The organism is Psychrobacter sp. LFX-11D, assembly GCF_904846475.1.
Taxonomy (GTDB): Bacteria; Pseudomonadota; Gammaproteobacteria; order Pseudomonadales; family Moraxellaceae; genus Psychrobacter; species Psychrobacter cryohalolentis.
Window position 1 is genome coordinate 319587 of the sequence record NZ_CAJHAV010000002.1, and the last position, 11319, is coordinate 330905.

Here is an 11319-nt window from a genome sequence, read left to right on the forward strand (position 1 = left end):
GAAAATTTATTATGATTATAGATGTTATCGGCGATATTCACGGCTATGCAGACAAACTGGTTGGATTGTTACAGCAATTGGGTTATGTCCATAATGGTCAGTACTTTGTGCCGCCTTCTGGTCATCGTGCGCTATTTATTGGGGATTTGATTGATCGCGGCTCACAGCAGGTAGCGACATTAGAAATCGTTTTTGCTATGCTCGATGCCGATGTCGCTGATGCGGTGATGGGCAATCATGAATATAATGCTCTCGCCTTTGCCACCCTCGATCCTGATGATACTAGTCAATATCTGCGCTCACATAATGAGATACATACCCGCCAGCATGAGGCTTTTTTGGCAGAAGTACCCTGTGGTTCAGAGACACATGAATATTGGCTACGACGCCTATATGAGATTCCTTTGTGGCTTGAAACCGACTATGCCTGCTTTGTACATGCTTGTTGGGATGTCGACAGCATGGCGATATTGCAGCCGTTATTGACAGAGAGTAATTGCCTGACAGTCTATGGGCTGATCTCGACCTCTAGAGAAGATACTGTAGAATTTGATGCGTTAGAGCGCGTATTAAAAGGCGTTGAAACGCCGCTGCCTAAAGGCTTAGTGATGGTCGATAAAGAAGGCACCAAGCGCACGCGCGTACGAGTACGCTGGTGGCTTGATCAATTAAATACACGCAGTCTGCATGAAGTAGCGCGCGCACCTTTATCGGCATTGGCACAAATTCCTAAAGATGTATTGGCTGAAAATATTGACTTCACTCTGAAAACCCACAAACCTGTATTTGTCGGACATTACTGGCTAACGGGCGAGCCTGAGCCGCTCAGTCCACAAGTGGTCTGTACCGATTATTCGGCAGCCATCGATAGCGGTTATCTGACCTGTTATCAGCTCGATAGTGAGCAGCCTTTACCGTTAAAGACCAGTCGTTTTATACAATATCATCATGACTAAGAGGCTCGCATACTTGGCTATCTTTGAGATGTATGATGTTTTATATGCGTGATTTGGCATTAAAGCGCAAACTTGGCTTTACGAATACAGCAAAATTTTTGTATGATGGTCTTTTTGAGGATATCAAAGCATGAGCATCATCTCAGCGACGGTTAACGCTACTGATCAGAACGCACCTATCACCTCCCCTGTTGGTCAACCTAAAGTTGGCATTATCATGGGTTCGCAGTCTGATTGGGCAACCATGAGCGCAGCAGCACAATTGCTTGCAGACTTTGATATCGCCTTTGAATGTGAAGTGGTTTCAGCACATCGTACGCCTGATAGATTATTCGATTATGCTAAAAGCGCAAAAGGCAACGGCTTGCAAGTGATTATCGCTGGCGCTGGCGGAGCAGCTCATCTGCCCGGTATGTGTGCCAGTCAAACGCCGCTACCTGTCTTTGGTGTCCCTGTAAAATCCTCTATGCTGAGTGGTTGGGACAGCTTACTGTCTATCGTTCAGATGCCCAAAGGCGTGGCAGTTGGCACATTAGCTATTGGCTCAGCAGGTGCTTATAATGCGGCACTGCTTGCGATTCAAGTGTTGGCATTACATGATGAGTCGATTGCAACTAAGCTGGATAATATGCGTCAAGCGCAAACTGACACCATTCTTGCCAGTCCAACGCCCGGTATTATTAATACTTAGTATTTAACTTAAGCGACTGGAAAATAATTATTATATTTATCGTGCATTTTAAATATAAGCGGATTTACTTGATATTTATTTTTAGATAAGTTTTACTAAATATAAGGTGCATACAATGCACCTTTTCCTATTTTAACTCGTTAGACTTTTATACCCATATGCATTTATATTTTCATATATTGAAGCATTTAACCCCTTGTTTATCTGAATCAAAGAGCCTGCCATGACCATAGCGAACGCTTATCCTGTTACTCAAACCATCCGCACCATCGGTATTTTAGGCGGTGGTCAGCTTGGCATGATGCTGGCACAAGCGGCTATGCCATTGGGCTATCACTGTGTGTTTTTGGAAGACAGCGCTGACTGTCCGGCCAGTCTATATGGACGCGTTTTTAGCAGCGAGCAATTAGACGCCTTTATTGAAGCAGCTGACGTCTTCACTTTGGAGTTTGAAAATACCCCAACTGCTACCGTTCAGCAACTAGCAAATCTATCAAAATCTGGCAGCAAACAAGGCATGTTCCCGCCAACGATTGCCCTAGATATTGCGCAAGATCGCTTAAAAGAAAAGCAGATGTTTAATACGCTTGATATCGCAACGGTACCCTTTGTGTCCGTTAGCTCAGAGGCGGAATTACAGCAAGCTTGTAATGCTCTTGGATTGCCTATTGTCCTAAAAACTAGCCGAGGCGGTTATGATGGCAAAGGTCAGTTTGTGATTAGACAAGACAGCGATATCAAAGCAGCTTGGCAAGAACTAAAGGATGCAGTTACGGGTAAAGGCTCACTGACGCAAACGCCAGCGCCATTGATTGCTGAAGGTTTTATTCACTTTAGTCGTGAGCTTTCTATCATCGCCGCACGAGGTCAAAACGGTCAGGTACGCTGTTATGATTTGGTCGAAAACCATCATCATCAGGGTATCTTGGCCAAGACCCAAGCACCAGCTATTGGTACCAGTCATTTATTCAAACAAGCGACCGATGCTATTACCAACGTCATGAACCATTTGGGCTATGTTGGTGTGATGGCGCTTGAGCTATTTGTGACCAAAGATGCTCGTGGCAATGATACTCTACTTGCCAACGAAATAGCGCCACGCGTGCACAATTCTGGTCATTGGAGTATTGAAGGTGCTGTCACTAGCCAATTTGAGAATCATATTCGTGCCGTAGTCAATCTGCCACTAGGCGATACTGACAACGTCTATCCAGCAATTATGATTAACGTCTTGGGGCAATATCCTGATATCAGTTCAGTGCTCAATATTGATGGCGTGCATTATCACAGCTATCATAAAGCGGAGCGCGATGACCGTAAAATTGCCCATATTACCTTGATGCCAAATGATGTGGCAGACTTAGAGCCTGCATTGGCAAGGCTGGTCGCTGTACTGCCTAATAAAGTCGGTCTTGATAAAAAGGTAACACCCATTAATAATCCGGCAACGGCAGAAGATAGCTTAACGACTGCTAAAGTAAAGGCTGACGCTGAAAATAGAGAAAACTTAGCAAATGATGATAATGAGCAACAAAATTTTGAGTCAACCAACTCTAAAGTAGAGAAGGCTAAGAAATAATGCAGATTTGGGTAGATGCAGATTCAGTGCCTTTGATCGCCAAAGACCTGATTATTAAGACCGCTGAGCGCACACAGACGATGGCAATATTTGTCGCCAATCAGCCAATCAAGCTGCGTAAATCGCCGCTGCTTACGATGACTGTCGTGCCCTCTGGCTTTGATAAAGCCGATGATTATATCGTTGAGCAGATTCAGCCGGGTGATTTGGCAATTACCAGTGACATCCCTTTGGCCAATGATATTTTGGACAAAGGTGGCATGGTACTGACGACACGCGGCGTAATCTATGACAAAAACAATATCAAGCAGAAGCTCAATATGCGTGATTTTATGGACACCATGCGTGGTACTGGCGTGCTTGAGCTGCAAGAAATGAGCGGACAAAAACCTTATGGCGATCGTGATAAAAAAGCCTTTGCTGATGGGCTAAATAAATTGGTACGCTAATCTTTTATAAATAACGTTCTCTCTATTATTTCAAAATCATTATACGCGTTTTGCTTCCTTGCAAACCGTATACACTCTATAACCAAACACTATGCAATCGGCACGCTTCATAACGAAGCGTGCCGATTTTTCTTGTTACGCTATATTCGATGTGTAAAGAAATCCGTTTTTCAAACGACGATAACATGAATAAAAACAGGAATGATTATGAAGATTTTAGTAATTGGCGCAAGTGGTCGAGTGGGTACTGATTTGGTTAAGCAACTATTAGCAGATAACCATCAAGTGATCGGTACCACCCGTCAAGAAGAAAAGTTATTTCAAGATAATAATTATAGCCAATTAGATTTGGATATCACTGCAAACAAGGATGCAATTCAACAGCAAATTGATCAAGATATCGATGCTGTCTATTTCGTCGCCGGTTCTGGTGGTAAAGATGTGTTAGAAGTCGATTTACATGGGGCGGTTAAGACCATGCAAGCCGTACAAGATAAAGGTATCAAACGCTATATTATGCTAAGTACCGTCTTTTCGTTAGACACCAGTAAATGGGACAGTTCAGCTATTGAAAATTTAAAAGAATACTATATCTGCAAGCATTACGCCGATCAGTGGTTAATCCATAATAGCAGTCTGGATTACACCATCGTACAAGCAGGAGCGTTAAAAGAGCGAACTGCCACTGGAAAAATTACCATCAATGATGATAATTCCGGTGAGAACTCAATCGAAGATGTCGCAACTACGCTAGCTGCTGTACTTAATGCAGACAATAGCATTAACACCGTATTTAGTATGCATAATGGTGATACAAACATTGCTGAGGCTATTGCAAAATTATAATGGCGCCCCGTACTAGGGCGTGTCCTCATTTCAAAAATGGTGATAAAAATGAGATAAATTGCAGTCAAACGAGGAAAATAGCGCAGATAATATCGGGATATTAACCAGCTATTTAACGATGTTTGGCAAAATTTAGCCATTTTTAGCCCGTTTAGATATGATCAATTGAATTGAGGACACGCCCTAGTTAGCTCTAAATAAAAGGACAGACAAAAAAGCGAGTAAGTCAAAAGGCTTACTCGCTTTTTTCTAATAGTCTTGTTAAATAAGTGGCGACTATGTTGAATCTATCAAAGAGCGACTAAGCCGAACCACTAGGAAATGAGATAACTTCTTCTAAGCTCGTTGCATCTGTCAACACCATCAGCAGCCTATCTAAACCAACAGCAATCCCGCTACAAGGTATCAAATCATCAGACGCTGCTATTAAGTGCTCATCAATAGGCATTTGTGGCAAGTTATGCCGCGCTCTCAATTGGTTGTCCTGTTCAAACCGCTCTCTTAACGCCTGCCCGTCTGCTAGCTCATCATAAGCGTTGGCAATCTCGATTCCTTTGATATACAGCTCAAAGCGTTTGGCAACTTTATTACCTTCTTTATCAACAGCGGTCTTTGCCAAAGCGGCAGTTGCAGGCGGATATTCAATCACCAACGTCGGCAAATCGTGACCCAAATTTGGCTCAACAGCATGGCTAAACAATAAATCCAGCCAGCTTTGACGACGGTCTTGTTCGCTATCGCAGCTCTCTGCACTATTAAAATCAAATCCTATCAGACCTTTGTCTTCTGCCACGGCTTGTAATGCTGCTAGACTGGCGGTCAGCGGGTGAATACCAACAAAATCCATAAAAGCATCAACGTAGCGATAATGACTCATGATTATCGGATGACCATAGAGCGCTTCCAATAGCTCACCAAGCTCTGCTGCTAGATCATCCAGACTATAATTTGGCTGATACCATTCAAGCATCGTGAATTCAATATTGTGCCGCGCCCCGATCTCATTATCTCGAAAGACTGGACAGATTTGATAAATGGGCACCTGCCAGCTGGCAAGCAAACGCTTCATGGCAAATTCAGGTGACGTATGCAGATAATAAGTATAAGGCTTGTCTTGATACGTGACCTGTGCGGCTACGGATTGCAAAAAGGTATCGGTATTGCCTGCTTGCGATAATAGCGGCGTCTGCACTTCTAATACTTGACGTATGGCAAAAAACTGACGAATGACACTCATTAATTTCGCACGCTGCTGTGCCATTGCAAGGGTCATCGTTGGGGCATAGCTTAGATTAGATAAAGACTGATTATTGGCTTTATTCATGACTGGTTATAGTGCCTCATAAATCATAAAAACAGATAATTAAATAGTCACACTGATTGTTTGTGCTTGCCATTCACGGCGCAGATGGTAATCACGGCGTAATTGATCAAAATCTGAACCTTTAACTTTACCGTTGGTTACTTTATTTCTTAATGCCCCATCGTCTTTTTTAATGTCATAAAACTTTTGCAATCTGTCTGGGTGTTCTTTTAGCTCAAACCATAGATAAGTATTGAGTGGTAGTAACTGATGCATCGATAATACAGGTAGTACTGCCAATTTTTCACATAAGGCATCATAAATAATTTGTGTGCCACGCAGCTTGCCTTCTAAGGTATAACCAGCAATATGTGGAGTGGCAATAGCAAGCTTAGAGAGCAAACTCTCAGAAATCTGCGGCTCATGTTCAAACACATCCAATACCACTTGGCGTTCAGTCGCATTGATATCGGCTTCGAGGGCAGCGGCATCAATCACAGGTCCGCGCGCACTATTAATCAGCATAGTATGCGGCGACATCAGTGTCAAAGTTTCTGCATTAATTAAATGATGCGTTGGATAGTCGCTGACATTATTGCTAATGCTGTTGCTAACTGCATCTTGCACATCCGTATCTTTTTTATCCGTTAAAGGGACATGTAAACTTACTATGTCGCTTTGGCTCAATACCTGCTCAAGACTAGCGTTATTGATATCAGATGTGGCTAATAAAGGGTCATAACCCAATATTTTCCAGCCTAAATCATTGGCATACTGAGCTAGCGTACTACCGATATTACCAAGTCCGATGATACCCAATGTTAATGGCTTCGTGGATTGCTGCCAATACTGTGGGCGTAAAGTTAATATAGCAGTCACTACGTATTGTGCGACTGAATGCTTGCTACAGCCAGCGGCATTGGCGAAGGTAATATTGCGTTCTGCCAAATATTCTTGATCGACATGGTCAGTACCAATGGTCGCAGAACCAACGAATTTGACGCTATTATTATCACTTAATAGTGATTCATTTATTGAAGTGACAGAGCGTATCAACAAAACGTCAGGCTGCACATCTGCCATTAATTGTGCATTGATATCACGACCAGCAACACGTATGACCTGCACCTGTTGCTCAGTATTTTGACCCAGCGCTACAGGATTAAAGAACTCATCAAGGCTTGCGATATTACTATCAGCCACAATAGTGAGATTTTTCATCGTATCTACCTTGTTTTTCATCGTATTCGCTACCGTTTCATTGAATCTGGATAATCTTATATATGACTTTAAGCGCTTTAGATGATTGCTTTACTATAAACGCGCTTATAAAAGTGTCTCTTGGCTCGGCTGATCCACTTTAATCAAACTTTTACCTTGATCCAGCTCTTCTTGTTGGGCAAACAGATCATTTTTATGCTGTGATATCCATTCACGCCATACCGCAAGTCCGATTGCTAGTACCACAGGACCAATAAATAAACCCACAAAACCAAAAGCCGTCAGACCGCCCAACACCCCAATAAAGATAATAATAAAAGGAATTTTGGTCGCACCGCTAATAACAATCGGACGAATAAGGTTATCAACCCAGCTAATCACTAAAATACCCCACAGTGCTAAGCCGATACCTTCAACCGTATGACCTTGGCTCAATAACCAAAGTGAGACACCGCCCCAAACAAATGGCGTACCAAATGGAATGAGAGCAATGATAAACGTTACAATTGTCATTAAAATAGGACTCGGTGCACTGGCAAAATAATAGCCGATACCAGCAAGCAATGCCTGTGCTAATGCTGTCAGACCGATACCGTAAACCACCGCACGCGTGGTAGTACCGACAGAGTCAATATAACCGTCGATACGATTACCGATAATATTACGCAGCGCTTGTCGAATTTGGCGAACCAAACTGGTGCCATCGCGATAAAAGAAGAACAACGTCATAAGCGCCATACCAAGTTTGGCAAGACTGCTGAACACGACGTCAAAGGCAATTTTTCCGTAGTACAGATGCGACTGTACCCAAAGACGAAAAGCCTCTAGCGTCCCTTCAGGGTTTTTATTGATGCGCCAAAGCACATCTTTGACCTGCTGTCCTATTATCGGCAAATCTTTAACAGAATCAGGCACGTCCAGATAACCCACTTTAATACGATAGACCAAATTACTGATCAGGCTTAACGCTTCTTGCTGTAAGATAAAAATACCGGCTACCAAGGGCACGCCTATCATCAAAGTAATACTGACGGTCATAATCGCTGCACTAAAATTTGAGCTAAATCTGACTCTTTGATGAAAAAAGTTATAAATAGGAAAAGTCACATACGCCAAAATCGCTGCCCACAGTGCCGGTACAATAAAAAACTGCACCACTTGAAAACACAGCACAAACAGCACGACCAATAAGGTGATTGCCAGCAAACGCTGAATAATAAATTCTTTTGTCCAGTTTTCAATCATAGCGTGCAAACCAAAGGTGACCAGCAGAAACCTAATACGGTTCTACTATAAAATATATAAATGGGTTGTTTAAATCACAGATTATGTTTGTAATTTTCATCCATTAGCGAAGATTTTGAGCAGTACAGATTTGGATAAAATATCTGCTTTTATAAGGTTAATTAGGCTAACAGCAAAAAACTATTATGCAACAAGATTATCCAAATAAATAACGCTATGTTGTAACCTTTACTTACAACTTTCTTGGGAGCAAATTTGTCAGTGGCTGTATCGTCATTGATGTTGATTGCTAAAACCTATGGAACATAATTATCTTAACAAAAACATCATCAATATGCGCTTTTTAAGCACTTTTATATCTACCATCTAAAGGGCTAAATCACTGGCTGGTTCTATTAGTAACATCAATTGATGTTATACTAAAGGGATTGATTTACGCTTTTAAATGACGCTCTGTTGGTTTGGCTTTATTACTTTCATTGAGGTAAGCCCTTAGCGTCTATAAAACACCTCTCGTCTGTGATCTTACTCTAGATGGTATTTAGCATTATTTTTAGAGAAGTTCTGCATAAATTGAGAGGGCACATTTGCATGACATTCATGCCTATACATGTTTGATGCTCATGATATTGATGCACTATTTAAGCATCTTATTTTGAGTAAATGATTTTAAATACATATTTTGAGTCGTTTTCGGAAACATATTTTCATTTGGTTTTATTTGAAACCAAGAAATATATAACAGATTTAAATAACCTATTGATAGGAACAATAACAATGTCAAAAGACACTGCAAAAGATACCGATACCGATAACCCCAACCTTACCGCTTCCAATAAGGGCAACCAAGCTTCAAAATCGCAAGATAGCGTTACGTTTGCCCTAGCCCAATCCCACTTCTTAGTTGGCGATATCAAAGCCAATGCTGAAAAAATGCGCACCCTAGCACTGCAAGCACGCGAGCAAGGTGCTGATGTCATTATTTTCCCAGAGCTGGCCTTATTGGGCTATCCGCCGCAAGATTTGTTGCTACGTCCTAGTCTTTCAGGACGTATCAAAAGCGCGTTGTCTACCCTAAGCGACATCGATGATATCGTCATGATTGTTGGCTATCCGCATGTTGATCATCATGGCACCTTTAATTCAGCCGCTATCTTGCATAACGGTCATCAAAAAGGCTTTTATCATAAGCAAATTTTGCCAAACTATGGCGTATTTGATGAGCGCCGTTACTTTGATAAAGGACGTAATCAAGTCTTATTTGATTATAAAGGTATCACCATTGGTCTGCTGATCTGTGAAGATTTATGGGAAAAAGGTCCTATTGCCGAGCTCAAAAAGCAAGGCGCTGACCTTATTGTGAGCTTAAACGCTTCACCATTTGAGATCGAAAAACAAGATACTCGCAAAACAATGCTGGCCAAGCGTAGCCGTGAAAACAACTTACCTATCGTTTATCTTAATGCCGTTGGCGGTCAAGATGATTTGGTATTTGACGGTGGCTCTATGGCCATTCAAGCAGACGGCAGCGTCGCACATGAAGCCTCACGCTTTATGAATCAGTTACTACTGGCAAGCTTTGATGTAAAAACAGCAAAATTTGATACACAAGCAAAGGCACCTTTATCATTAAGCCGTGAATCAGAGATGTACCAAGCATTGGTCGTAGGCTTACGCGATTATGTCAATCTTTCAGGGTTTACTGGCATCATCGTTGGTTTATCAGGCGGTATTGATTCAGCATTGACACTATGTATCGCGGTCGACGCACTGGGTGCTGACAAGGTCTATGCAGTCATGATGCCTTACGAATATACCTCGCAAATCAGTTTAGAGGACGCGCAAGCCCAAGCACGCCGTCTCAATGTCTCTTATACCGTTTGTCCTATCTTTGATGCGGTCGAAGGTATCCGTCATACGCTTGCGCCACTATTCAACAAGTCGCCTGCTGATACCACCGAAGAGAACATCCAAGCACGTGCACGCGGTGTGGTACTTATGGCATTGTCTAATAAATTTGGGCATTTGGTCATTACGACTGGTAATAAATCAGAGCTAGCTGTTGGCTATTCGACCTTATATGGCGATATGGCAGGCGGTTTTGACGTTTTAAAAGACGTGTATAAATCACAAGTTTACAAATTGGCCAGCTATCGTAACCGTTTAGAAGATACGCCTGTTATTCCTGAGCGCGTTATTACTCGTCCACCATCTGCTGAGCTACGTCCTGATCAAAAAGACCAAGACAGCTTGCCTGATTATGATGTTTTAGACGGTATCTTAATGTCATATATCGATGAAGATATGGGCTATCAAGATATTATTAATAAAGGCTTTGATGCTGATTTGGTCGCCAAGGTTATCCAAATGGTCGACAATAGTGAATACAAGCGCTCGCAGGCACCAATTGGTACTAAGATTAGCCATAAAGCCTTTGGTCGTGAGCGCCGTTATCCGCTCGTCAATAAATGGTCAATAAAAGGCTAAGCCTTGATACTGAATTCATCAAAAACCTTTTAGAGCCATTTTTTAAAGGCCTGATAAATTTAAGTTTTTATCTAATATAATAAAAGGGGCTGTCCTAGATAAGTAAAATAATCTAGGATAGCCATATGAGAAAGAGTAGATTAGGTTGGTACAAACAAACCAGACTCATTAAACTATTTGTTGCTGGTTCTACCGCAAGAACAGCAGCAAGCCTAGTGGGTGTTAATAAAACAACATCTAGCTATTACTTTCATCGTCTTAGACTACTGATTTATGAAAACAGTCAGGAACCTGGTCTTCTAGAAGGCGAAATAGAAGTTGATGAGAGCTACTTTGGCGGCAGACGCAAAGGCAAACGTGGTCGCGGTGCTGGTAACAAAGTTCCTGTTTTCGGACTGCTTAAGCGCAATGGTAACGTCTACGCTTGTATTATTCCTAATGCCAGAGCTGAGACCTTAATCCCTATTATAAGAGAGAAAGTAAAGCCTGATAGCATTGTCTATACTGACTCATTCAGAAGTTATAACGCCCTTGATGTGAGC

At 42.0% G+C, this 11319-nt stretch carries 10 protein-coding genes; 7 read left to right on the plus strand and 3 right to left on the minus strand.

What is annotated here, in order from left to right:
- Positions 1-11 precede the first annotated feature (11 nt).
- The 5 genes from JMX75_RS02920 to JMX75_RS02940 all read left to right on the plus strand — a co-directional run bounded on the left by JMX75_RS02920 (position 12) and on the right by JMX75_RS02940 (position 4521).
- Positions 12-956 (plus strand): metallophosphoesterase, encoded by a 945-nt coding sequence (locus JMX75_RS02920; RefSeq protein ID WP_201530887.1) that lies wholly within the window; start codon positions 12-14, stop codon positions 954-956.
- A 130-nt stretch (positions 957-1086) separates the two neighbouring features.
- Positions 1087-1647, plus strand: coding sequence for a 5-(carboxyamino)imidazole ribonucleotide mutase (gene purE / locus JMX75_RS02925; RefSeq protein ID WP_181209508.1), 561 nt, complete (start codon positions 1087-1089; stop codon positions 1645-1647).
- A gap of 223 nt (positions 1648-1870) precedes the next feature.
- The gene (locus JMX75_RS02930; protein ID WP_201530889.1) at positions 1871-3226 is read left to right on the plus strand and encodes a 5-(carboxyamino)imidazole ribonucleotide synthase; all 1356 of its coding nucleotides are present in this window, start codon (positions 1871-1873) and stop codon (positions 3224-3226) included.
- Positions 3226-3675 (plus strand): YaiI/YqxD family protein, encoded by a 450-nt coding sequence (locus JMX75_RS02935; protein WP_201530891.1) that lies wholly within the window; start codon positions 3226-3228, stop codon positions 3673-3675. Before JMX75_RS02930 ends, JMX75_RS02935 begins: the two co-directional genes overlap by 1 nt.
- Before the next feature lie 207 nt (positions 3676-3882).
- Complete coding sequence (locus JMX75_RS02940; RefSeq protein ID WP_201530893.1) at positions 3883-4521, plus strand: NAD(P)H-binding protein; 639 nt, start codon at positions 3883-3885, stop codon at positions 4519-4521.
- Between the two features lie 301 nt (positions 4522-4822).
- Here the strand turns inward: JMX75_RS02940 and epmA are convergent, their stop codons facing one another.
- The 3 genes from epmA to JMX75_RS02955 all read right to left on the minus strand — a co-directional run bounded on the left by epmA (position 4823) and on the right by JMX75_RS02955 (position 8290).
- Positions 4823-5845 (minus strand): EF-P lysine aminoacylase EpmA, encoded by a 1023-nt coding sequence (gene epmA / locus JMX75_RS02945; RefSeq protein WP_201530894.1) that lies wholly within the window; start codon positions 5843-5845, stop codon positions 4823-4825.
- A gap of 39 nt (positions 5846-5884) precedes the next feature.
- On the minus strand, positions 5885-7045 hold the full coding sequence (locus JMX75_RS02950) for a 4-phosphoerythronate dehydrogenase (RefSeq protein WP_201530895.1): 1161 nt from the start codon (positions 7043-7045) through the stop codon (positions 5885-5887).
- Positions 7046-7150: 105 nt separating this feature from the next.
- On the minus strand, positions 7151-8290 hold the full coding sequence (locus JMX75_RS02955; protein WP_201530897.1) for an AI-2E family transporter: 1140 nt from the start codon (positions 8288-8290) through the stop codon (positions 7151-7153).
- A 777-nt stretch (positions 8291-9067) separates the two neighbouring features.
- On the opposite strand from JMX75_RS02955, the gene JMX75_RS02960 reads away from it, so the two are divergent.
- A complete protein-coding gene (locus tag JMX75_RS02960) occupies positions 9068-10777 on the plus strand; it encodes an NAD+ synthase (protein ID WP_201530898.1) in 1710 nt (569 codons plus the stop codon).
- A gap of 125 nt (positions 10778-10902) precedes the next feature.
- Positions 10903-11319 (plus strand): IS1595 family transposase (locus JMX75_RS02965; RefSeq protein WP_201530899.1); only part of this gene is annotated, 417 nt, incomplete at its 3' end.

Excerpts from the sequence above, each read along its gene's own strand:
- JMX75_RS02955 (WP_201530897.1), bottom strand. The coding sequence starts at position 8,290 with ATGATTGAAAACTGGACAAAAGAATTTATTATTCAGCGTTTGCTGGCA.
- JMX75_RS02935 (WP_201530891.1), top strand. The coding sequence starts at position 3,226 with ATGCAGATTTGGGTAGATGCAGATTCAGTGCCTTTGATCGCCAAAGAC.
- JMX75_RS02920 (WP_201530887.1), top strand. The coding sequence starts at position 12 with ATGATTATAGATGTTATCGGCGATATTCACGGCTATGCAGACAAACTG.
- epmA (WP_201530894.1), bottom strand. The coding sequence starts at position 5,845 with ATGAATAAAGCCAATAATCAGTCTTTATCTAATCTAAGCTATGCCCCA.
- JMX75_RS02930 (WP_201530889.1), top strand. The coding sequence starts at position 1,871 with ATGACCATAGCGAACGCTTATCCTGTTACTCAAACCATCCGCACCATC.
- purE (WP_181209508.1), top strand. The coding sequence starts at position 1,087 with ATGAGCATCATCTCAGCGACGGTTAACGCTACTGATCAGAACGCACCT.
- JMX75_RS02940 (WP_201530893.1), top strand. The coding sequence starts at position 3,883 with ATGAAGATTTTAGTAATTGGCGCAAGTGGTCGAGTGGGTACTGATTTG.
- JMX75_RS02950 (WP_201530895.1), bottom strand. The coding sequence starts at position 7,045 with ATGAAAAATCTCACTATTGTGGCTGATAGTAATATCGCAAGCCTTGAT.
- JMX75_RS02960 (WP_201530898.1), top strand. The coding sequence starts at position 9,068 with ATGTCAAAAGACACTGCAAAAGATACCGATACCGATAACCCCAACCTT.